This is a genomic window from Aminobacter aganoensis (assembly GCF_014206975.1).
GTDB classification, from domain to species: domain Bacteria; phylum Pseudomonadota; class Alphaproteobacteria; order Rhizobiales; family Rhizobiaceae; genus Aminobacter; species Aminobacter aganoensis.
This window is the reverse complement of the sequence record NZ_JACHOU010000009.1, coordinates 1-22,359: the sequence shown is the minus strand read 5'-3', so window position 1 is coordinate 22,359 and position 22,359 is coordinate 1. Positions and strand designations below refer to the sequence as shown.

The following is a 22,359-nucleotide window of genomic DNA, read 5'->3' as shown; positions in this document are numbered from 1 at the left end:
CATCATTGTGTCTCGAGGAGCAGTTCGGCCTGAGCATCGATGTGCTGGACGCAGGCCCTCGCGTCAGCATCCCAGACGAAACCTTCCCGTCCATCGCAGAAGCCCGCGACCGGTCGCTCGTCATCGTCCTGGTTTCTGTCATAGCGGGTCGAACGGTTCGATCCGGAAATCTCGCCAAGCGTGATGGCATTGCTGGAATTGGCGAGATCAGCGAAAGCCGTGCCGAGCAGGATCAGGCGGTTCATCAACTCCATGTTGGCGTTGCGCGCCCCGGAATTGTGATCCCAGCTGTCCTGGATGGTGCCTGAGCCCAGTCCTCCGAACTGCATGAGCCAGGACATGACGTCGCCGGACCCCTCTCCCATGGCGGCAGAAAGGCCCATAGCGTTCATCGTGCTGGTCCGGGCACCCTCATAGGCGCTACCACCGCCATAGTTGATCGGCATGCCAGACTTGTCGGAGCCGCCAAAAGCAGGAAGCCATCTCTGCGTTATGTTGGCGACGTAGCCTTGCGTCTCCTTGAAGGGTGGGATGCCGCCATATTTGTTTACGTTGCCGGCGCCGGCATTATAGGCGGCGAGCGCTAGCGAGACGTTGCCGTTGTATTTTCTCAGTTGCTGCTTGTAGTACCGCGCGCCACCACGGAGGTTTTGCTCGATATTGTAGGGATCGACGCCGAGGTCCCCGGCGGTCCCCGGCATCAACTGCGCCAGACCGATGGCGCCAGCGGGAGACTTGGCACAGGGATTGAAGCGGCTCTCCTGGTAAACCAGCGCGAGGAACTGGTTTTCGTCGACTCCTTCCTCTCGGGCAATACGGCGAACTAGACCGGCGATCGCCGGATTTGCGTTGGCTGCGCCGACGGGGTCTTCTTTTCGGCCGGGCCGATACATGGAGCAGGTGACGCTCTGGTTGTTGACGTAGCGATCCTCGTCCACCTTTTCGATCTCGCCGGTTTTCTGGTCGCGCTCCTCGCGTTCGTCGAGCACCGTCCTGTCGATCGTTGGGATATCGGCGATGGCCGGTGATGCAGCAAAGGCCGAAAGCAGAGCCAATGGAAACAGATTTCGCCGGGTCATGCCGCAGCCTCCCAGCCACAGAAGGCGGGCAACCACTTTGCCGGATCGTCGCCGTGCTGCGCGCGAAGTGCAGCACATTGCTCGATCGTCTCCTTGCGACCGGACATCACGCGTACGAGGTCCGGCATCGACGAGAGGTCGAGCCTGGCGATGACGGAATCGTTGCCGTGCTTGATCAGAAATGTCCGTCGCTCGGGTGGCGTGTTGCGGATGAAGGAATACTCCTTGGCGGTGAGACCGAACCGCCGGATGTAGCTCTCTTCGTCCGCACGCGGGTTCGGAAAATGCAGATTGGTCGCGGACTGTTCGATCAGCGTGTGCGACTGCGGGGAGCGCGCAATATCAGCCGCCGATTGCGTGCCGAAGCCGACGATCCCGTTGAGCTTACGGATCGTCTTCATCTTGTCGACGATGTAGCTGGAGAAGACCGGGTCCTGCAGGAGCTTCCAGCCTTCGTCCATGAAAATGAGCACCGGTTCGCCGGTGAGGAGCTCGTCGAGCCGGTGGTAGAGATACATGAGCGCCGGCGTGCGCACGTCCTGATTGTCGAGGATGTGCGTCATGTCGAAGCCATAAATTCTCCGGCCCGAGAACGACAACACGTCCTGCGGGGCATTGAAGAGCCAGGCCTTCTCACCCTCGTACCAGGGGCGCAGACGCGATTGCAGATCGTTGGCGTCGGAGCGTGATCTGCCCATCAGCAGACCGGACAGATTGGCGAGCGTGCGTTGCTCGAACGGTTCCTGGGCGATGCGCCCGATCGCCCGCTCGAGCGTGTCCTCCTCTTCGTGGGAGAAGCCTCTGCCATTGGCCGGATCGAGCATGGCTTTGAGGAGCCGATGCTGGAATTCGCGGTTGGTCGCGTTGTTTTCCAGTTGCAGCGGATTGAAGCCTGTGGCGACGCCCGGCTGGAGCACTTCATAGGCACCGCCGACGGCGCGAATGAAAATCTCGGCGCCGCGGTCCTTGTCGAAGAACACCGCGCGGGGCTCAGGCGAGATGCGGAACGCCTGCGCCAACAGGAAGGTCAGCGCCACGGTCTTACCTGACCCGGTCGGGCCGGTCACAAGAAAATGGCCAATGTCACGTTGATGGAAGTTGAACCAATAGGGCGTCTGCGATGTCGTCTCCAAGATCGAGATCGGCAAGCCCCAATGTACGTCGGCGGCTTTCCCGGTCGCGAAATTATGCAGCGACGAAAACCCGGAGAAGTTTGCGCTGGACAGCATGCAGGAACGCGCGATGTAGGCATGATTGCCCGGCAGCTGCGCCCAGAAGGATGCCTCCATGTTGAGGTCCTCGCGCAGCCAGTTGATGTTCATGTCGGTGAGACAGGAGCCGAGTTCCGCGGCGGCCTTGTCGAGACCGGCAAGATCGCGCGACAGGCACAACAGGCTGAAATGGTGATAGCCGAAGACCGCCTCCTGGTTGAGCAGGCTGTTCAGCGCAAAATCGATGTCGGTCTCGACCGTGCTGCCCGATTCATCCGATGCGTGGATCTGGCGTTGCAGCCGGGAAATCCGCTCCTGGGCGATCGGCTTGTCGGCAAGGGTGAAAGACTGGGTGCAGATGAACTCGTGGTTCACCTGCAGGAGCCCGTCGAGCATGCCCGGTCCCGAGAAGGGCGGGTATTCCTTGATCGACAGCATGGCGCCGAAGCGGTTTTCCGCCTCGGTCGGACCGTGTGCCTGCAATGTCCGCTTCGAGAAATGCAGGCGCGATGAGCCAACGTAGCTGCGGATCCCCATGCGTGGCAGACGCATGTCGCGGGAAATGCCGCAAGTCAGTAGCGTGTTGAAGAAGGTGCAGGGTTCCGAATAGGGTTCTCCGTCCCGGTAGACGATACCGAGCGGCCGTGCGCCGTACTTCTGCAGCTCACGAGTGACGTTGCCAACGATCTCCTCGAGCTCGTTGATGCGCTCGTGAATGCGCTGTTCGACGACGTCTTTGCCAGAGGAACGATCGAGCATGCGCGAAAATCCCTCGGCGGCTCCGAGCGCGCCACGCATTCCAGAGCGCACGATGGCGAGATAGAGTTCGTTGGTGAACATGCGCTTCTCGCGCAGCGATGCCATGTAGCGTGTGTTCAGGAGATCGCAGAACGAGTCCGAATAGGCGCCACCGATGGCAGGCTTGACCTCCTTGCGGATCACAGTCGACCAGAGCGAATAGCGGCTCGACCCGAGCGCGCGGATCATCGTGTTCTGCACTGCGGTGCGCATGTTGAGCTCGGCCTGATCCTCGGTCTGGAAGAACAGGCCATCGAGCTTGATCACCGACAGGATCGCCCCGCTTTCGAGGCCGATGACCGTATCCGAGACATGGCGCAGATAAGGAATATGGGTCGACATCGCCCGCTCGCGACGACGCTCGCGACCAAAACCCAGCTCTTCGACGACGACATTCAACATGGTTCATGGCCCGTAGGAGTTGGTGCGCCAAAACAGCCGGTTCGGTGTGCGCGGTGTGCGGCGGCCGACGACCTGCGCAAGATCAAGAATCCGGATGTCGCGGCTGCAGAAGGCAAAGAGAGCGAGATAGATCAGCGGTGCCATCAGGGCCGACCAGAAACTCGTGCTCACCAGGAAAGCTATGAGCGTGACTCCGACGATGATGTAGAAGGCATTGAGCGGAATGCCCCACATCATCGGTGGCCGTGTCAGGCCGATCACCAGCGGCGTCAATTGCGGCTTCTCGTCGGTGAACTCGATCATAGCTCAGTTCCCCACAGCCGCGATCATCTGGTCGACAATTGCGGGTGCGCCGAAGACGAGGCCAATCCCGAGGACGACAGCGCCGGCGGTGAACCATGAGAGCCGACCAGCGAAGGCCAGAAAACCGAGAGCGATCACGGCGATAATTGCCAGCAACCGGCCGAATGGGCCGGTGATGAAATCCACGATCATCTGGACCGCGGTTTCCAGCGGTGCGAAGGCACCAGTCGACTGTGCAAATGCTGGCTCTGCAAGCAGAAGACAAGTGAACAGCACTGCGCCGAACGCGACTTGCTGCCTTGAGGGTCTTGCGGCGGACGAATGAGGAATGTTGTTCATGGTGACCTCCGGCTAGAAATGCATGACGCCGCCGAGCCATTGGCGACGCTCGCGCAACGTGATGACCCCGCTGACGTTGGAAGAAGCTTCGGGCGCGACACTAGCAGCGCTCTGTTTGCGGGCGGTGTTAGTGTCGAAACCCATCTGAACGTTGAGTATCTCGGCAATGTAGGCGAGCGTTTCCTCGAATGGCGGGATGCCGCCATGTTCGCGTACGCTTCCCTCGCCGGCGTTGTAGGCGGCTGCGACAAGGAGGGGATTGCGGAATTCGTCGGTCAGCTCACGCAGATAGCGTATGCCGCCCTCGATGTTATCTTCCGGATTGCAGATATCTATAACGCCAAACCGCTCCGCCGTTGCCGGTATGAGCTGCATCGGGCCGCGAGCGCCCTTCGGGGAATTGCGCAGCTGGTCGAGTCGGCTTTCCACGGTCACGACAGCGACAGCGAAGCCGACATCGACGTTGTGCCGCTGGGCCGCCTCGATAACGAGGCGCGTAATTTCTTCAGGCGTCGCCGGCGAGGGCCCGCACTCAGCTGCGTTCTCAGGGATATCACCACCAAAATAGTTGTCATCTGCCTCCGGTCCAGGCGTATGGCTTTTCGGCACTCCAACGATCGCCAGCGCTTGGCGTTCGGGAACGATTTGGCCGCCCTCTCCCAGCACGAAATCGTCAGGAAACCGTGCCCAGCGTGCGTCGGCCACTCTGTCTGCAGGTGACAAATCGCCACCCTGTTGCCGGGTTTCATCTGTCCGAATTGACTGAAGCGCTGTATCGGAGAACTGGTCAGACGCCAGCGATGGCGTAGCGGGACTGACGCATATGCACGTGAGGATTGCCACCGCCAGAAGTGGTCTTACCGTCTGAGTTGATGCGTGGGTCGCCATTGTTCCGCATCCAAAGCCTTGTAACACTGGATGCGGGAATGGTTAGGCGAGTCAAAAAACAATGTCAATTTGATTGTGTTTTATCTTGCAAAGGAGAAGGAGGCAGGTCAATGTTGAGCAAGATGACAACCTGGAGGCGACAGCCAATGAGATGGGCAGCGGTTTGCCTGGCTGCATTCAGTGTGGCCTTGCCGGCCTTCGCGGCCGGGCCGATCGACGAGGCGTATATCCGTTCTCTCGCCGCCCCCGGAAAAACCGTGCTGGTCATGGAGTACTATGACGGGCAGCAGAAAGTGACCGGACAGAAAGGCTTTGCCTCAGCTTCTGGATTCCGCGCCATCTCGGCGACCGATTTCCGTGTCGACGCCAATCTGACAGTCCATCTCTATGGGATCGAGCCCTGCAAGGGTGACATGGTGAACCTCAAGGAGGGCTTCACCGGATCGTGCGAGGACTACGCTCGCCAGGGCCTTGCGACCCTCCTTCAGTCTCCTCGTGTGATTTATTGCCGCGCCTTTGTCAGCGAGACGGGCGCGCCGGCGCAGGACGCAACCTGCTACGGATACTACAACTACCCGGGCAGCCTCGACTCAGTCGACATGTTCGAAGAGCAACTGGTTTCCCTCGGCACCCACCGTGTCGCAAAAAAGCCGGACGGGACGCCAGCACGTACCGATCTGGACGAGGCTGAAGCCATCGGCCGCAAAGGCTACGGCATGTGGGCTGATCCAAGGGTGGCGGGGCAATGAAGCCCCCTGCCCTTCTCCTGGTGCTGGCATGCGCGTCGACTCCTTCGATAGCAGCGCCGCCAGAGGGCTACTTCAAATTGAAGCCGGGTATGACGCTGGAAAGCGGCGACAGTTGGCGTGACGGCGAGCGACACTTCCGGCTCTATGGCGTACAGTCTTGTCTGCGCGGCACTACTTATACTGACAGGACCGGCGCACGGCGCGACTGTGGCGAGGCCTCCCTGGCCATTCTTGCAGCCTACATCAAGGACACGTCGCCCTTGTGCGCCCAGGTTGCGCAATCGGCCGAGACGGTCTTCGTGTCCTGCTATGCCACGATTGGGGAAGACCGCCTCGATCTGGCCAATCTGATGATCTCCGCAGGCTTTGCCTTCGCCTCCCTCGACGAACGTGGCCTGCCCTACCACGCCCCCTATGCGGTCGTGGAGCAGGCTGCGCGAGACAAGAAGGTCGGTCTCTGGCAATTCGACGATGTCCAGCATCCCGCGATTCTTCTTGGCCAGAGCGCAAACAGTGGGCGGATATCGCCATGAAGCCGGCTTTCGTCGCGCCGACCGTGGTCGCATTGGCAATGACCGCCCTAACCTATCCGGTCCATTCGGCGGATGCCCTGCGGGACCAGCGAGCTTCGCCAGCGGAGTCAGAACCCTTCCCCTATGCGAGCCCCACAATGAAAATCTCCGGGCGTACAGCGGTCATCGATGGTCGAACACTTTGGTTCCCCCGAGGCCAGCACAAGGTACGGCTCGCCTCGATCGATGCCTGCGAACTGCCGCAATGGTCCTATGATCCGCGTCGCCACGGCGAAAGCATGACTCCCAAGCCGGTGCCGTGTGGTCCGCTTGCGAAGGCGTGGTTGAAGCGCATGGTGGGCAGTGCGCAGGTCAGCTGTATCGTCCAGTCCTATGACACAGACGGTGCTCGTCTCGGTCGATGCACTGTCAAGGGCCGTGACTTGGCGCTGGAGATGTTAAGGGTTGGTTGGGCCCGGGTGGGTGCGTTCGCGCCGACCGAGTACATGACGTTGCAGAACTACGCCGTGTCCGCCCGGCACGGCATGTGGGCCACCTACGTGCTCGATATGCGGGAATGGCGCGCCAAAGCTGTCGATCGGACGTTGTCTCGCCGACCAATCGCCGATTTCAACCTGCTTGCCGAACGCGAAAGCGAGATTGCGCCGCCTTTCGAGGATGCACGCAGGCGCCCCCGCCGGACCGATCGCTAGACAGACGGAAGGAGACTCCATCATGAATCCTGCAAGGCTGACTGCTATCGCGGCAGCACTTTCCGCTGCGGTGTGGATTTCGCTCGAAGATCAGGCAGAGGCAAGCGAATGGGGGTGCGAGGTGCTTCTGTGCGCTTCGTCCTCGAATCCGTCATGGCGTGGTGTAGCAGCGTGCCATCCTCCGATGAACCGGCTGATCTCGGCAATGGGGAAATGGGGTTTCTCATGGCCCACTTGCCCCGAGGCCGGAACAGGCAGACCCGGCTATGAAGCCTATGATGAATGCCCCGCAGGATGGAGCGTCGGATCCAGCAATCAGGAACACGGCGGCAGTCAAGATGATCTCTGCGTTCAGGTTCGCAACAGCTGTCCATCGGGCTTTGGTGGCCGTGACGGCTGTCAGCAAAACGTAACAAAGCCGCGGCCTATGCGTGACGATCCGTACTATTTCGACATCCGAAGCGACGACGGCAATGTCACCCGCCATTGGTTCAATTTGAATCGATGATCACGCTGTGCCGGAGGTGAGAAAGATTACAACAAGGTATATGCTTCACACGCTCAGTCCGTAAAGATGACTGCGCGAGCACTAGGGTCGTCGAAGGTAATGAAGCAACATTTCTTGATGTGGACGAAGGGTAGAAATTGCCTCTTCGAGGCAGTCTATACTTGGCGTTGTGCGATCTGCGACTAGCAGCGCTATGAGGTAGAGAGACTTTCTGCGGGCGACTTCTGGCCCTTCCGGCCAACTCGATGCTAGCCGCTTAAGCGCCCGCCTTTCCATCGACCTGGCGATGCAAGCCAACGGGTAAACAAAAATTGACCAAGCGGCTGGATCGCGGCTTTCAAGTTTCAGCCGCATCGCACGGGCGCTTTTGTGCCGCGCAATCGTGTCTTCCAACGAAGTCGCGGTCAGTGTGATATGTGCTCGCATCTCCCTTTATCCAAGGATTTTCGGGGGTTAGTCCTCCGAGGCCAATCACGTGTCGATATCCCCTTGCCTTCTGCCATCGGCCCCGAGCGACTGCTAGTGACGGACACGTCCCGTTTTTGGGGGGATGGTTCCATCCCTATCACCACTGCGCCGTTTACTGTTCTATGTCCTTGAACGGCATTTGGGGGGGGCACCAAGTTCGGAGTCGACCATGCGCCGTGCACTGGTCATAGAAGATCAGGACCTGATGCGTCAGGCCTTGATCGTCGAATTGAAGGAAAGCCTCGGCGATTGCATTATCGCCGGCGCGCAGACTTTCGCCCTCGCACACCGAGCGCTAACGGACGACTTGTTCGATCTCGTCCTAATCGACCCTGGTCTACCAGGCTTCGACCCAACATCATCCGAAGAACGCCTCAAGGTGATCGAAGCCATTGTCCAAGCTGCGCCTTCCGCCATTCACATCGTCATTACGGGATCGGACAATGACAAAGAAGCAGTTGCTTGTCGTGAGCTTGGTGTCTCGGCCTATCTTGGTAAAACGGGCTTCTCGCGCGGCGGACTCGGCAATGTGCTGGATCAGGTAGCGCGAGACGAATTCTCGCTACGCTACTCGAAGGCAAACGCGCAATTTACCGAATTGCACATCTCAGGTCTCACGCCACGTGAAAGCCGCATCACCGAACTCATGATGCAACGCCGGCCGGGCGAACGACGCAAAGACGTATTCGCAAGAATGGCAGAAGAACTACGCATCGAGCCAGCCAGCGCGGAAAGATACTTCAAACAGGCTCGTGCGAAGCTGATGAGATCTGGTCGGTTGCCCCGAGGGTTGTGATCATGAAAACTTTGAACGTACATGGGGTTCACATACCACTACGCTCAAATGAGGTCTCACCAGAAATTTGGGCAGCACTCAAGAGCGGACGTTACGAGGCAAACGAGGCAAGGAGGATACCACGAGCAGTTCGTCCTGGAGATCGAGTGCTAGAATTAGGCGCCGGCATAGGCGTCATCACGTCGATTATTGCCTCGATCGAGGCCGTTCGCGTGTGGAGCTTTGAGGCTGATCCTCGAACAGCTCGCCTGGCGCAGCGCGTCATCGATCTCAATTGCGATGGCAACGTGGTCCTTTCAAATGGGGTTCTGTCCGCGGGGCCCCCAGCGAAGGTGACATTCTATAGGCGGCCTGACTTCTGGATGTCCTCAAAGTTCGCTGAACAAGGCCCGTACGAAAAGGCGCTTGAGCTCAGGTCCCTCGACATAGATGAATTCGTCGTAACGCACCACATCAACGTCGTGGTGATGGACGTCGAGGGTTCAGAACTTGAGATTCTGCAGCGTGCTCGACTTCCCGGGGTGGAGCGGGTTTTTCTTGAACTCCACGACCACTTGTATGGCCTGGCCGGCGTGCAGGAGATCACGAGGGCGATGTCACGTAAGGGCCTCATCTACGACCCCAGAGCTTCCAGTGGGCCATGCGTTCTCTACTCGCTCGACGATGGAAAAAGGCAGTTCGATTGGGAGATAGCCCATGCAGTTTAGAGCGATCACCGTTTTGTTATCTATGGCGCTACTTCCGGGCAACCCCACGTTCGCCGCGTTTAGCGATCCAACGATTCTCACTATTGAAGACGAGCAGCACGAAGCACCTGACAACTATCCGGTCGATAAGCTGCGCTCGAGATACGAAAATGTCGAGATTGAGACACGGACGCCATGGACCAAGGCAGGAGACATGGTCACGTTTCGTGGACCGAGGATTGGCGATGTGCTCCGCGAACATGGGCTCAGCACAGGCAAATCCGTTCAGTTCATCGCCTACGATAATTTCACCTCCGAGATTACGTTAGAAGAGATTGAGGCCTACAACCCAATTTTCGCTCTCGATCGGGCGTGCATGGATGCCGACAGGGCATCTGGTAGATGCACTTCCCAGCAGGAGTTCACGCCTCTGTCGCCAGAGGAACAGGGCCCGATATTTCTAGTGTGGCCTTATGAGGACCTGCCGACTGCATATATTCCCGCTCGCAATTCAATATGGGTCTGGTTCGTTGTTGCCGTCCGACAGTCACTATGACCCGCCTCTCGTCTACTTCGAGGGCCGCCCTCCCCTTCATTTGTTTGGGCATTGCGCTGGTCCTGTGCGGATGGACCTTTTTCCGCTCGGAACAATATCGAGCGGAATCGGACCTTAGATTCGGGCAGACCTACGAAATTCAGTGGCGGACAACCCAGATCCGTGAACGGTTGGCGCGTATCCATGGCGATCTACGTTTGGCGAGGGCTACCGGAACGAGAGAAGCACGTCTCGGTCGCGAAATATTTCTGCTCGAGGCGAACATCGCGCAACTCCTGAAGCTGGAGTATGCGCGGGAGTTCTTAAGGCCACGCGATATCGAATTGCTTGAGGGGTTGCAGACAATCGCCCAAACGAGCCTGAGGCCAGTGCTAGACGATGGGGCTCAGATCGAGCTAGCTCTTTCGCGCATGCCGGATCTCGAGCAGCGCATGTTTGAAGTTTCGGGAACAGCGGTAGCGCACGCTGAGACGTTGAACACGGCGCTGCACATTGCAGCTTCGGCCTCCAGAAACCGGTTCCTGTTCGCAAGCGCACTGGCTCTTGCCGCACTGGGCTACACCATCATTCACTACCGGAATGTCCTTGTACGGAGGCGGGACCAGCAAATGCGGTCCTTCTCCACACTTTACGTGCACATGACGCGGTCACGGGTCACCGCACTGAGACTTTTCCTCGACTACCAAGATGAAGCGAGCGTTCGCCATCCTGAGATGCTTTCTGCTGCGAAAGAGGCGGTGCAGCAGCTTGAAACGATCACCCTCGGGCTAAATTCAATAGCGTATGCTGACGACGACACCCCTCGGGAGCCGCTCTCGGCAGTACTTGCTGCGCTCATGGCTGACAAGATATCCAAACCAGCGGTGCTCGCAGACGACCACGCTGGTGCCGTATCGGTACCATCTATGCAGGTTCGGCTCCTGATCGATGAACTCCTGCAGAATGCAGAGGCTGCTGTAAAAGACAGCCCAAATGCGCATGTCGCAATCTTAGCAAGGCTGACTAAAGCATCGATGAGCAGGAAGCCGAAATTGTCGTTGGAAGTCGTGGACAACGGCCCGGGCATGACCTCGGAAGTGCTGAAGAAGGCAGCCAATCCCTTCTTTTCAACGAAGGCGGGCTCGCACACAGGGTTAGGCCTGACGGGCTGCGCCCAAATGGTTGCCGCACTCAAGGGGAAAATAAGCATTGCGTCGCAGCCCGGCAAAGGCACCTCGGTTAAGGTAGTGCTTCCTATCCAGAGCGGGTGAAGCGCAGCGGCCTAATTAGCCAATTTCGTCTTCCAGAATCGGAATACTTGGACAATACGATCTGGAGGTCGATTCGAGCGGCAGATCTCATTCGGCTGGATAGATGTGATCGAAGCGCATTGCTACTACCATTTTTGCCAATAGCTCTGCTTGGCGATTAATCCCTCACGCCATGTGAGTATCCCGAGCTAAACGACGGAATTAGTACAGAAAAGTCGCCTCAGCAATTTGAGAGATGGAGTCGTTAAGATTTCGTTAACCAAAAAGGGCTGGACGCTGTGGGAGAATCGTGGCCTACGTTTTAGCGGGTTCAGGCCGCTAAAGCGCTGCCGGCCCGCCAAGAAAAGAGCAGAGCGACAATGTCTGGTCCGGTACTTATCACTCCATCGGTTGAAGACGCTGCAGGCAAGATCGTCCGCCACGCGCAGACTCTCTCAACGCAGCTTCAATCGATTCGCCAGCGCCTCTATATGCCTGAAGGGCATAAGGATCTCCGGCCATTCTCGACCAAAGAAGTTTCAGAGCTGACGTCGATCCCAGAGTCGACACTGAAATTGCTATCAAGCCAGGGAAAGGGACCGAAACCCGCCCGCTTGGACAATAATCACCGCTCCTACACTCTTAGTCAGATCAACGAGCTCCGACTCCTGATGGCTGAGCAGAAGCCTGCGGAAGCGCTCCGATACCTTCCCCACAGGCGTCCGAACGAGCATCTGCAGATGCTGGCCATGGTCAATTTCAAAGGCGGCTCGGCGAAAACGACAACAAGCGTACACCTTGCGCATTATCTCGGACTGCACGGCTATCGGGTGTTGGCAATAGATCTCGATCCGCAGGCTTCCCTGTCAGCATTGTTTGGTGCTCAACCTGAAACAGAGGTCGGGGCGAATGAGACCATCTACGCCGCTCTGAGATATGATCACTTGCGTCGGCCTCTTCATGAGGTGATCAGGAAGACGTATTTTCCGGGTGTAGATCTGGTCCCCGCCAACATCGAGATCATGGAGTATGAGCACCAGACTCCGATGGTGCTCGCCAACAAGCTGATAGGGATAGAGGACATTTTCTTCGAACGGCTCCGTTTGGCTATCGAGGAGGTGAAAACTGACTACGATGTTGTGATACTTGATACACCTCCGTCGCTCGGCTACCTCACCCTTGGTGCGGTTTATGCTGCGACGGGTATGGTTTTCACGGTTCACCCCGCCATGCTGGATGTCGCGTCGATGAGCCAGTTTCTTCGGATGATGAGCGACTTGGTCGATCAGCTGACAGAGGTTGGCGCCACGCTTAAGAAGGATTTCATCCGCTATCTTTTCACGCGACATGATCCAAACGATCAACCGCAGGCGCAGATCGTAGCGATGCTTCGTCTGCTGTTCGAGACTGATGTACTCGTACCTACCGTTCTCGAAAGCACGGCCGTCGAAGCTGCTGGGCTAGCGAAGCGCAGCCTCTACGAACTGGAGCGTGGCCAGGTCGGAGCAGACACTGTGCGTCGTGCCCGCGAGTCTATGGATGCGGTCAACGCACAAATTCTGGAGCTGATGAAGCAGAGTTGGGGACGGTCATGAGCAAACGGCCGTCAAAATCTATCACTGCAGCGTTCGGGCTGTTGAACAATGTTCCGCTGAAGCCCGCGCAACAGGCATCGACCGATACAAAGGGAAGCCCCCTCCCCTCCCCTGGAGGCCAGAGATCGATGTTGACGCCCGGGGTCATCCAGGCATCGCAGAAATCTATTTCGGACCTCCGTGAAGAACGCGATCGCCTGAAGGCTTTGGTAGAGCAAGGTGGAGCTGGCCAAGATCTTGATCCCGATCTGATCGATCCATCTCCATTCCGAGACCGATTGCCAGACGATGACGATGAGGGTTTCAGAACATTCAAAGAAGAGTTCATACGTGAGGGTCAGAAGCTTCCGATCCTTGTGCGAGTGAATCCAGACAGGCCAGGGCGCTTTCAAACTGCATTTGGTCATCGTCGGACAAGAGCAGCGCGAGAGGCGGGCCTGCGGGTGCGCTCCATAGTTGCTGAACTGACGGATCGCGACCTCGCGATTGCGCAAGGTATCGAGAATGATGGACGCAGACAGCGGCTTACATGGATTGAAAGGGCACGCTTCGCCGCGGATATGGAGGCGAAGGGTCTCAAGGCGCGGGACATTCGCGCTGCCTTGTCCGTCGATGATCCGGAACTCGCGCGCTATCGGGCTGTCATAGCATCTCTTTCTATGGAAGTCATTGAGAGGATTGGTCGAGCACCAAAGGGTGGGCGCCCGAAATGGGTCTTGCTGAGCAAGCTCGTCGCGACTTCACCAGAGCGAATTCGGTTGGTCGAGAAAACCTTGGCAGCTGCCAAGGTTTCTGAGGCACCCTCTGATGACAAACTCAATGCCGTTCTTAGCGCGCTGAAGGTCAAGGAGACTACGGACCGCAAGGATCACGTACTTGATGACGGCAACGGCAATCAGATTGGTACCGCCGTTTTTGGAAGCCGAACGGTCAAGCTGTCCCTCGAGCCGAAGTGTGATGACTTCTCTGAATTCCTCAAAGGTGAGATGCCCGGCTTGGTAGAGAGGTTCCTCGCTCAGCGCAACGCGGACTAATCAACCCTCGCGGAAACCTTGGCAGATGCCAAGGTTCGTGCCGCGGACTAAGGCGTTGACAGTCGCCCTGACGAATTTGGTGTAACGGAAAAGGAAAGGGGATAACGGACAAAAAGAAAGGCCCCCAAGCGGCGAACCGACGTGAGAGCCTTCGTTTTCTTTGTGGTGAAGATACGAATAAGCCTCCCCGAATCACTTGTCAACGCATTGTGCGCCGTTTGAGCGATCAATTTCGCTTTGTCTGAATCCAGATAGACAAAACATGATGAGACATGTTGCAACGACGCCCTTCGGGCGGCGAACGGTATCACTTGGCCTAATTGCAACTCAGGTTGCCGCCAAAAATGTCGAGCAAGACGCCACCGTCGATAAGTGGAATATCTTTCGGGATATTCGGGAAGCTAGGAAGCTGCTTGGGGTAAGCGATCGTGCGCTTACGATCCTGGATGCGCTGTTAAGCTTCCATCGCGACCGCGAACTCACAGCGAGCTGCAATCTCGTCGTGTTCCCCTCGAACGTAGAGTTGATCCTACGAGCTAACGGTATGTCGCTCACGACGCTTCGCCGCAATATCGCAGTTCTCTTGGATTGCGGCCTGGTAATCCGGAGAGACAGCCCGAACGGCAAAAGATACGCCCGGAAAGGGCAGGGTGGTTCCATCGAACAGGCCTACGGCTTTGACCTGACGCCACTCCTTGCGCGCGCCGACGAGTTCCGGCAACTCGCCGAGATCGTAGAGACCGAGCGAAAGGCACTTCGGGTAATCAAGGAACGTCTCACCATCTGCAGGCGCGACGTGGTGAAGCTGATCGATGCCGGCATCAGCGAGGCGGTGCCAGGCAATTGGCGCAGGTTCCGCCAGCGCTACGACACGACAATAGCTAAGCTACCACGCAAGCCGTCACGGGAACTCTTGGAGGCGATCGTGAACGACCTCGAAGACCTTTGGGCTGACGTCCACGAGACGTTGGAATCGTTTGTTATTTCACAAAATATGAACCCCAATGAGTCCCAAAATGGCACTCACATACAAGATTCAAACCCAAACCTCCATTCTAACGATGAATCTGAATATGGCTTAGGAAATGAAGCTGAAGCGGGACTCAGCGTAGCGGAAACTGACAACCTGCGCACCCTGCCAAAACGGGATCTGCCCCTGGGGATGGTCCTGAACGCCTGCCCGGAAATTGCGACCTACGCCTTGGGAGGGCCAATCCGCACCTGGCGCGATTTTGTCGCCGCCGCTGAAGAGGTGCGCCCGCATATGGGCGTCAGCCCGAGCGCGTGGCAGGAGGCTGTCGAGGTGATGGGCAAACAAGACGCCGCAATTACGCTGGCGGCTATCCTTCAGCGGACGGAACATATCCGGAGCCGCGGCGGCTACCTGCGAAGCCTGGTCGAAAAGGCCCAGGACGACAAGTTTTCGGCATGGCCGATGATCATGGCGCTGCTCAATGCCAGGATGTCGACTATGGAGACCACGGCAGCCAGAAAGACGGGGGGAGGTGCTGACGACGGGGCGCGGTCCACGAGTGGGGGCGCGAATCCAGCTTCGATTGAAATCAGCAGCGCACTGGAGAAGTCGCTGAGAGGGAAGGGCTGGCAATGAGGGTCTCGAACACAGCGCTAAAGGTTGAGATTGAGCCCGTTCCAGCCTACCGGGAGGCGCCGAACAATATCGAGGCCGAGCAGGCGCTTTTAGGCGCAATCCTGGTCAACAACGACGCCTTCTATCGGGTTTCGGATTTCCTGAAGCCGGATCATTTCTACGAGCCTTTGCACCGCAGGATCTTCGAAGTGCTTGCAGATTTGATCCGGATGGGCCGGACGGCCAGTCCAGTCACTATGAAAACCTTCCTGCCGGCCAATGAAAAAGTTGGGCCGATGACCGTTGCCCAGTATTTGGCGCGTCTGGCAGCCGAGGCCGTCACCATCATCAACGCAATCGACTATGGCCGCGCAATCTACGATCTCGCCATGCGTCGAACGTTGATCACCGTCGGCGAGGACATGGTCAATGTCGCCTATGATGCCCCGGTCGACATGTCGCCATCCGAGCAGCTCGAAGCCGTTGAGCGACGGTTGTTCGAGGTCGCGGAGAACGGCCGGTACGATGGCGGCTTCGGCAGTTTCGATGATGCGGTCAAAACTGCGGTCGACATGGCCAACGCCGCCTACATGCGCGACGGGCATTTGTCGGGTATCGCCACCGGCCTGCGCGACCTCGACAGGCGCATGGGCGGTCTGCAGCCCTCTGATTTAATCGTACTGGCCGGGCGGCCGGGTATGGGCAAAACATCTCTTGCCACCAACATCGCGTTCAGCATCGCCTGCACCTACGAGCCTGCCCAGCAGGCCGACGGGTCCGTAAAGGCGGTAAGGGGAGGCGTGGTGGGGTTCTTCTCGCTCGAAATGTCGGCCGAGCAGCTCGCCACCCGCGTCATCTCGGAGCAGGCTGAGATTTCTTCGTCGCGTATCCGCCGCGGCGAAATTTCGGAGCTCGAGTTCGAGCGACTGGTCACATGCTCGCAGACGATGCGCAAGATCCCGCTCTACATCGACCAGACCGGCGGCATTTCGATCGCCCAACTCGCCACCAGGGCTCGCCGTTTGAAACGCCAGCGCGGCCTGGACCTTCTGATCATCGACTATATCCAACTTATGCAGGGCACCGGTCATCGATCGACGCAGAACCGGGTGCAGGAGGTCACCGAGATCACCACCGGCCTGAAAGCGCTGGCCAAGGAGCTCGGCGTGCCGATCATCGCGCTGTCCCAGTTGTCCCGCGAAGTCGAAAAGCGTGACGACAAGCACCCCCAGCTTTCGGACCTGCGCGAATCTGGATCGATCGAGCAGGACGCCGACGTCGTGCTGTTCGTCTATCGTGACGAGTACTATTTGATGAACAGAGAGCCGGCTCCCGGCACGGACGAACATCTGAAATGGGAGGCGAGCATGGCGGAGGCCCGCGGCAAGGCCGAGGTGATCATCGCCAAGCAGCGCCACGGCCCCACAGGTACGGTGCAGCTCGGCTTCGAGGGCGAGTTCACCCGCTTCTTCGACCGCGCCGACAGCGATCGCTTGCCGGAACAGCTGGAATGAAACTGGATATCCTTGCGGACAGCCTCACCTGAGACTATATATTGCCTCATCTGATAAGGAGCATAACGATGCTGGCAATCGCAAACGTCGCCGACGTACTGGGCCTGACCGGCAGGGAAGGAGTCAGGTCGCCGTTCGGGTTGATTACCCGGATTGAGAACGGTTTGCCGGTCGAAGCGCTCGATCGTATTGCGCGGCTCTTCGCACCGGCCGACAGCCAATTCAAGTATCGGCTCGTGCCCAAGGCAACCTATGACCGCAGAAAGCGCGGCGCCGTGCGGCTTTCCTCGGAGGAGGGGATGCGTGTCGCCCGTCTGGCACGGGTTTGGAATCTTGCTGTCGAGGTGTGGGGCAGCGAGGATGAGGCTCGGGATTTCCTGTTCCGGCCGCACGCCATGCTGGAGGATCGCCGGCCCGTCGACGTCGTTATACAGAACGAGATCGGCGCCGAGCTGGTGCTTGAGGTGCTGCAGGGCCTCAAATACGGCAGCGCTGCGTGACGGCTCAGATTCTCGACCGAACACTGTCGGCCTATCGTATAGGAGACCCGGCTGGAGCCTGGTCGATCTTCGATGCGACAGGTTCGACGATCGCGCCGGGCCGCTGGAACACGCCAGGAAGTCCGGTCATCTATGCCGCTGAGCATTATTCAACCGCGCTGCTGGAAAAACTGGTCCATGGCAGCGGCCGGCTGCCGCCGAACCAGCACTATATCGAGATCTCGATCCCGAGTGGGCTAAGCTACGAGATGTTTGCCCCGGTCGAAGTGCCCGGCTGGGACACGATGCCCGCCACCGTCAGCAAGGCATTCGGCGAGACATGGTGCCTGCAGCGCCGCAGCGCGATCCTGATTGTGCCAAGCGTCGTCGCCAGGCTCGACAGCAACATACTGATCAACCCGCTGCATCCGGAGTTCAAGTCGATCACTTCCAGCCTGCACAAACCCGTCTTCTGGGATCGCAGGCTATTCGGCGGATGAATGGCAGTGCACCTACAACACCTATGGGATCAGGCTTGCCGCACGGAACACAGAGCACCCCGTGATGCCGCCGTCGTGCTGCAGCATTTCGTCGGAACCGGATTTGGGCAGGCGTGCGTGCTTCACGGTCTTCAGAACAGATAGCGCTTGTCCGCCCAGTCAAGCAAGACGGCGGCGTTGGGAGCAGGCAGGCGCACGCGCCCGGCCCGCAGGCCCCCGGCGATAGCCTCGCCGACCCTAGGATCAACCCAGTGGCCGTGCGTCATCAGGAAGAACCAGGCGAAAGGTAAGCCAATCTCGACGTCGACCGCCTCTATGCGCTCCATGAGGCGATGGACGGAGACACCTTCTTCGACCAGCAGCTGTTTAGTTGGCATCTTGATCGGCCGAGGAATGAACTCGAGATGGCGCCGGCCGCGCTCCTCGTAGTCCTTGATGTCGAACGCCCAGTGTTCGTAGATTCGGGCGTTTGCCGCACTCGACCGCTCCCAGTCAGCGAAAAGCCGATTCTCGCGCGGTGCGAATGCGAACCAATCCGGGTTGAGCTCGAGGAACGGTGTCTCCCGGTCGTAGTCGTGGCCGACCTCGTGGATGACCCGAGCCTCGATCTCCGGGCGTTGGCTTTCCCGATGCGCGCGTTCAAGACGCTGGCATGTCGCCAAGAAGCTGCGCATATGGACGAAGCCACAACGGCGTTGCAGCCGATAGACTGGGCCTGTGAGCTTCGGTGCCTGGGTATCTGCCTCACGCTCGACCCAGGATGGTTCGAGCAGATCGTCAACGCTCCAGGGTCGATAGCCGGGATCGACCACGGGGCCTGCCAGAACCTCGATCTCGCGGCCGAGCGATAGCTGCAGGAAATCGGCCACACCCGGGCCGCTTGCCGCGAAGGCGAAGACGCGGGTGCCCTGCCACTCGGTAAACATAATACCACTGTTGTGATGCCGGTCCTAGAATGCCAAGAGATTATCGCCTAGCGCGGCAAGCTCGCGCTCGACCCAGGCCCGATGGTCGCCGAGCCGGGTGCCGCCAGCATCGATTACCGTGCGACCGGCGTCGAGCCAGTAGAAATCATCGACCGGAACACGCGAGAAAGCGAAGCCCGGGAACGCAACCGACAGGACGGGAGCAAGATCGGCGTCGGCCGAGACCGGATCTAGTTTCGCCAGTACGGTCTTGATCGTGGTGGCGTCGGGCAGGCGGATCGGGGATTGTCTCATGACGAAACCTCAGTGTGAAGCGCAGGTGCACTCGGACGCTGGACCGCAACGTACTGCGTACCCAAATATGGCGCGGCCGATGCGGATGCGGCGTTGAGTTGTTCGGCGCACGGGACTCACGAATTTCAGCCTTTCCACGGGGATTCGGCCGGGCGCGTTGGCGCCGAGCGGCTCATGCGTTCCATGGGTCGAAGAGTTCTATCCCGAATCCTTCGAAATCTTTCAAATTGCTCGTTGCCAGGGTGAGCCCCTGCGCAATCGCCGTGGCTGCGATCAGGCCGTCCATCGACGACAGCCCACGACCACGGCGCTTGGCCATGCCCATCAGGTCGCCCCAGGCCAAAGCAACTGGCTTGCCCACGGGGAGGACTCTCCGCTCGAAGCGCTGCGGCAAGTCCTGGGCAAGCCATTCCGCCAGTGCCTCGCGCTTCCGGCCCTTATCCATGAGGGCGACGCTGCGCCGGATCTCGGCGATGGACACGACGCTGATGAACGAGCGATCCTCATCCAGCCTGTCCAGCCAGTGCATGACGCGCGGATCCGGCGCAGGCCTCGTCACCTCGGACAGAACATTTGTGTCCAGCAGTAGCCTCACAGCGGCAGATCGCGGGGTTCGTCGCGCTGAAGCTCAAGGTCGAGATCGGCGCCACGCAACGGCGATTCCAGCAGGAACTCCGCAAGCGTGCCCTTGCGGACCGTCTTGCGCTGCCATTCCTCGGCCGAGACGACAACGACGCTTGGCTTGCCGTTGCGCGTGATCGTCTGAGGCGCCGCTTGCGCACGCTCGATGACCTCTGATAGCCGCGCCTTGGCGCCGGCGACGGTCCAGTTGGCATCCTCTTTAGAAGCAGACAGCATTTTGGCCTCCGTGACCATTGTGACTACCTTGACTATATAGAAAGACCAAAGCTGCCACAACAAGGCAGGGGTAGGGGCGTTCAGAGCCCCGACGCTTTGGTGAGGTTGACGCGGAATCGATCGCGACGTCGCTGGTATTTTCGCGTCATCTCGGCGCTCGCATGGCCAAGCTGCTTTTGAACATAACGCTCATCGACTTCGGCCGAGGACGCTAGACCGGAACGCAGCGAATGGCCTGCAAACAACTTGCCACGCTGGCCCTCCGACAGGTCGCCGCGGACACCGGCGGCGAGTGCCGTCCGCTTGACGAGGCGCGCGACCTCCTGGTCGTTGAGACGCTCCGATCCGACAGCCTTGCCCTGGCCCGTCACACGACGGAACAGGGGGCCGTGCACAATCCGTGCGAACTTCAGCCAGGTCTGGAGTGCCACGACCGGGCAGGTTGCGTCGGAAGAGCCTCGCCCTATCTCGACTTCGCGCCAGCCGGTTTTGCCGCGAAGGGTGACCAGCATTCCCTTATCGAGGATCTCGATCCAGCCACGACCGTCTTCGGTCTGGTCACGTGCGGCATCCAATCCGACGATTTCAGAGCGCCGCATACCGCCGGCAAAGCCGAGCAGTAACATCGCTCGATCCCGCAAGCCACGCAGCGTTCCCCGGTCGAGCGTTTCCAGCATCGCAATCAGGTCTTCTGGCAGGATCGCCTCTTTCTGGCGTGGCGGAGCAGCATGCTTGTTGCGAATGCCAGCCATCACGGTAGCAATGTGGCGATCCTTCCGTTCGAGCGAGAGGCCTCGCTGCGCATAGTTCCATGATAGCGAAGAAAGTCGTCGCTCGATCGTCGACACGGAGTTTGGCGTTTTGTCACCGTTCACAGTGCCGGCTGCACAGGCGGTAATGTACAGTCCGATGGTCTGCGGCGACGGCGGCATGGTCGAAAGGCCCTGACGCCGACACCAACTGGCAAAATGCTTCCAGTCGGAAAGATAAGCTCGGCGCGTATTCGCTGAGCTGGCTGCCTCGACGTAGCCGCGCGCTTTGTCGGCAAGGGTTTTGAGATGGCCGGGAAGGCGCGGCTCTTCGCCTGCGGCAACCGGAAGGGGAGGGGAGGGGGCTTCCGCCGAGTCCCCCGTGCGTCCCATCTCCATGACCACATCGATGATGTCGGGAAGGTCATCCTCGTCAGGGCTCACGCTGCAATCCTTTCATGTGAGCATTCAATGCGTACAATGTTGCAATCCGTGCCCCAACGGCGTATCTATTCCGCACAAACTGTTTTGGATCAGGGACCATGGCGCGCGTAGCCCTCGACGATACCGATCGCATGAATATCCGGGTGAAGCCGGATGTGAAGGCGCGACTGCTAAGAGCCGCAGCACTTCGCCATACTGACCTGACCAACTTCGTCACCCAGTCGGCGCTGCGGGAGGCTGAGAGCGTCATTGCCGAGGCTGATGCCCTGAAGGTGTCGGAGCGTGATCTTGGCCGCATCCTCGAACTTCTTGACAATCCGCCGAAGCCGAATCCGAAGTTGCGCGCGGCGGCAAAGGCCCTTCCAAAATCCCTGTGACCCTTCCGCCCTGGCGCGAGGAGGCGATCGCGCGATCGCACGACCGCAAGGCATTTGACTGCGGCAATGCAGAGATGAATACCTTCCTGCAGCGCTTCGCGCGGCAGGGACATGAGCAGAACGCAGTGAAGACGTTTTGCGCGGTCACCGACGATACGCCCACCAAGGTGCTTGGGTTCTACAGCCTGACGCCAGCCACCGTCGAACACGACGCGGTTCCGACCGCGATGACCAAGGGTCTGGCGCGGCACAACGTGCCGGGGTTTCTTTTGGCGCGTCTCGCCGTAGACAGATCTGTTTCGGGCAGGGGCCTCGGCGGCCAGTTGCTTGTGGCGGCCGCGTTGAGGTGTATCCGCGTCACCGCGGAGGTGGGAGGCGTCCTCATGATCATAGACGCCAAAAGCGAGCGTGCCGCCAACTGGTATGGGAGCTATGGTGCCGAGCCGCTCAAAGACCGTCCTCTGACGCTTGTCGTACCGCTGTCGGTCTTTGCCGAGACACTGATGGCGTCCGGCCACCTCTGAGGCCTTTTGTTCAGCCGACATCTGTGCCGTGGGAACATCGTCTTCGGCGGCCGTGCTGTGGGACGGTCCGGAGGGTCGCGCGGGGCGATTTTCGGGCTTCTGCTCGACGTTTTGGGCCATTCTAGGAGAATACTTTATAATGACTGATAATTCAACATTATCGTTCTTTATTGCCGGATGACAGGCTGTGCGTTTGTATCGCAAATATGTGGTAAAAACCGCACGACCGATTTAGACTCT

26 protein-coding genes are annotated in these 22,359 nt (G+C 59.0%); 16 read left to right on the top strand and 10 right to left on the bottom strand.

From position 1 onward, the window contains the following. Nucleotides 1-2: 2 nt before the first annotated feature. From GGR00_RS17200 to GGR00_RS17180, 5 genes are read right to left on the bottom strand one after another with little or no spacing between them, the layout of a single operon-like run. Nucleotides 3-1,079, bottom strand: a complete 1,077-nt coding sequence (locus GGR00_RS17200) for a lytic transglycosylase domain-containing protein (RefSeq protein WP_184700110.1) — start codon at nt 1,077-1,079, stop codon at nt 3-5. Then, nucleotides 1,076-3,490 (bottom strand): VirB4 family type IV secretion/conjugal transfer ATPase, encoded by a 2,415-nt coding sequence (locus GGR00_RS17195; protein WP_184700109.1) that lies wholly within the window; start codon nt 3,488-3,490, stop codon nt 1,076-1,078. Before GGR00_RS17195 ends, GGR00_RS17200 begins: the two co-directional genes overlap by 4 nt. A 3-nt stretch (nt 3,491-3,493) precedes the next feature. Further along, complete coding sequence (locus GGR00_RS17190) at nt 3,494-3,793, bottom strand: VirB3 family type IV secretion system protein (RefSeq protein ID WP_184700108.1); 300 nt, start codon at nt 3,791-3,793, stop codon at nt 3,494-3,496. Between the two features lie 3 nt (nt 3,794-3,796). Next, a complete protein-coding gene (locus tag GGR00_RS17185) occupies nt 3,797-4,132 on the bottom strand; it encodes a TrbC/VirB2 family type IV secretion system protein (protein WP_184700107.1) in 336 nt (111 codons plus the stop codon). Nucleotides 4,133-4,144: 12 nt separating this feature from the next. Then, nucleotides 4,145-4,837 (bottom strand): lytic transglycosylase domain-containing protein, encoded by a 693-nt coding sequence (locus GGR00_RS17180; RefSeq protein ID WP_343065576.1) that lies wholly within the window; start codon nt 4,835-4,837, stop codon nt 4,145-4,147. Between the two features lie 293 nt (nt 4,838-5,130). On the opposite strand from GGR00_RS17180, the gene GGR00_RS17175 reads away from it, so the two are divergent. The 14 genes from GGR00_RS17175 to GGR00_RS17110 all read left to right on the top strand — a co-directional run bounded on the left by GGR00_RS17175 (nt 5,131) and on the right by GGR00_RS17110 (nt 17,947). Then, a complete protein-coding gene (locus GGR00_RS17175; protein ID WP_246441432.1) occupies nt 5,131-5,769 on the top strand; it encodes a hypothetical protein in 639 nt (212 codons plus the stop codon). After that, nucleotides 5,766-6,302, top strand: coding sequence for a thermonuclease family protein (locus tag GGR00_RS17170; protein ID WP_184700105.1), 537 nt, complete (start codon nt 5,766-5,768; stop codon nt 6,300-6,302). The genes GGR00_RS17175 and GGR00_RS17170 overlap by 4 nt, the downstream gene beginning before the upstream one ends. Further along, nucleotides 6,299-6,994: a thermonuclease family protein gene (locus GGR00_RS17165; RefSeq protein WP_184700104.1), complete on the top strand. Its 696-nt coding sequence runs from the start codon at nt 6,299-6,301 to the stop codon at nt 6,992-6,994. The genes GGR00_RS17170 and GGR00_RS17165 overlap by 4 nt, the downstream gene beginning before the upstream one ends. Before the next feature lie 22 nt (nt 6,995-7,016). After that, a complete protein-coding gene (locus GGR00_RS17160; protein WP_184700103.1) occupies nt 7,017-7,502 on the top strand; it encodes a hypothetical protein in 486 nt (161 codons plus the stop codon). 637 nt (nt 7,503-8,139) lie between these two features. Then, the gene (locus tag GGR00_RS17155; protein ID WP_184700102.1) at nt 8,140-8,766 is read left to right on the top strand and encodes a response regulator; all 627 of its coding nucleotides are present in this window, start codon (nt 8,140-8,142) and stop codon (nt 8,764-8,766) included. A 2-nt stretch (nt 8,767-8,768) separates the two neighbouring features. Next, nucleotides 8,769-9,473, top strand: coding sequence for an FkbM family methyltransferase (locus GGR00_RS17150; protein ID WP_184700101.1), 705 nt, complete (start codon nt 8,769-8,771; stop codon nt 9,471-9,473). Next, nucleotides 9,463-10,008, top strand: coding sequence for a putative pterin-binding protein (locus GGR00_RS17145; protein ID WP_184700100.1), 546 nt, complete (start codon nt 9,463-9,465; stop codon nt 10,006-10,008). Before GGR00_RS17150 ends, GGR00_RS17145 begins: the two co-directional genes overlap by 11 nt. Further along, nucleotides 10,005-11,258, top strand: a complete 1,254-nt coding sequence (locus tag GGR00_RS17140) for a sensor histidine kinase (RefSeq protein ID WP_184700099.1) — start codon at nt 10,005-10,007, stop codon at nt 11,256-11,258. Before GGR00_RS17145 ends, GGR00_RS17140 begins: the two co-directional genes overlap by 4 nt. A 359-nt stretch (nt 11,259-11,617) precedes the next feature. Continuing rightward, nucleotides 11,618-12,832: a plasmid partitioning protein RepA gene (repA, locus tag GGR00_RS17135; protein ID WP_184700098.1), complete on the top strand. Its 1,215-nt coding sequence runs from the start codon at nt 11,618-11,620 to the stop codon at nt 12,830-12,832. After that, on the top strand, nt 12,829-13,866 hold the full coding sequence (gene repB, locus GGR00_RS17130) for a plasmid partitioning protein RepB (protein WP_184700097.1): 1,038 nt from the start codon (nt 12,829-12,831) through the stop codon (nt 13,864-13,866). The genes repA and repB overlap by 4 nt, the downstream gene beginning before the upstream one ends. Before the next feature lie 262 nt (nt 13,867-14,128). Beyond that, nucleotides 14,129-15,475, top strand: a complete 1,347-nt coding sequence (repC, locus tag GGR00_RS17125) for a plasmid replication protein RepC (RefSeq protein ID WP_184700096.1) — start codon at nt 14,129-14,131, stop codon at nt 15,473-15,475. Continuing rightward, nucleotides 15,472-16,968, top strand: a complete 1,497-nt coding sequence (locus GGR00_RS17120) for a replicative DNA helicase (RefSeq protein WP_184700095.1) — start codon at nt 15,472-15,474, stop codon at nt 16,966-16,968. Before repC ends, GGR00_RS17120 begins: the two co-directional genes overlap by 4 nt. Before the next feature lie 68 nt (nt 16,969-17,036). Then, nucleotides 17,037-17,468, top strand: coding sequence for an antitoxin Xre-like helix-turn-helix domain-containing protein (locus GGR00_RS17115; protein WP_184700094.1), 432 nt, complete (start codon nt 17,037-17,039; stop codon nt 17,466-17,468). After that, nucleotides 17,465-17,947, top strand: coding sequence for an RES domain-containing protein (locus GGR00_RS17110; RefSeq protein WP_184700093.1), 483 nt, complete (start codon nt 17,465-17,467; stop codon nt 17,945-17,947). Before GGR00_RS17115 ends, GGR00_RS17110 begins: the two co-directional genes overlap by 4 nt. Before the next feature lie 131 nt (nt 17,948-18,078). On the opposite strand, the gene GGR00_RS17105 is transcribed toward GGR00_RS17110, so the two are convergent. The 5 genes from GGR00_RS17105 to GGR00_RS17090 form a co-directional block, all read right to left on the bottom strand. After that, a complete protein-coding gene (locus tag GGR00_RS17105; RefSeq protein ID WP_343065575.1) occupies nt 18,079-18,873 on the bottom strand; it encodes a hypothetical protein in 795 nt (264 codons plus the stop codon). Nucleotides 18,874-18,897: 24 nt separating this feature from the next. Next, complete coding sequence (locus GGR00_RS28595; protein WP_343065574.1) at nt 18,898-19,167, bottom strand: hypothetical protein; 270 nt, start codon at nt 19,165-19,167, stop codon at nt 18,898-18,900. 172 nt (nt 19,168-19,339) lie between these two features. Further along, nucleotides 19,340-19,762, bottom strand: a complete 423-nt coding sequence (locus tag GGR00_RS17100; protein WP_184700092.1) for a PIN domain-containing protein — start codon at nt 19,760-19,762, stop codon at nt 19,340-19,342. Then, nucleotides 19,759-20,025, bottom strand: a complete 267-nt coding sequence (locus GGR00_RS17095; RefSeq protein WP_184700091.1) for a type II toxin-antitoxin system prevent-host-death family antitoxin — start codon at nt 20,023-20,025, stop codon at nt 19,759-19,761. Before GGR00_RS17095 ends, GGR00_RS17100 begins: the two co-directional genes overlap by 4 nt. A gap of 80 nt (nt 20,026-20,105) precedes the next feature. Beyond that, the gene (locus tag GGR00_RS17090; RefSeq protein ID WP_184700242.1) at nt 20,106-21,173 is read right to left on the bottom strand and encodes a site-specific integrase; all 1,068 of its coding nucleotides are present in this window, start codon (nt 21,171-21,173) and stop codon (nt 20,106-20,108) included. 143 nt (nt 21,174-21,316) lie between these two features. Between GGR00_RS17090 and GGR00_RS17085 the strand changes: the two genes are divergently transcribed. Both GGR00_RS17085 and GGR00_RS17080 read left to right on the top strand, forming a co-directional pair. Continuing rightward, on the top strand, nt 21,317-21,595 hold the full coding sequence (locus GGR00_RS17085; protein ID WP_184700090.1) for a type II toxin-antitoxin system TacA family antitoxin: 279 nt from the start codon (nt 21,317-21,319) through the stop codon (nt 21,593-21,595). After that, on the top strand, nt 21,592-22,119 hold the full coding sequence (locus GGR00_RS17080; RefSeq protein WP_184700089.1) for a GNAT family N-acetyltransferase: 528 nt from the start codon (nt 21,592-21,594) through the stop codon (nt 22,117-22,119). The genes GGR00_RS17085 and GGR00_RS17080 overlap by 4 nt, the downstream gene beginning before the upstream one ends. Nucleotides 22,120-22,359: the final 240 nt, after the last annotated feature.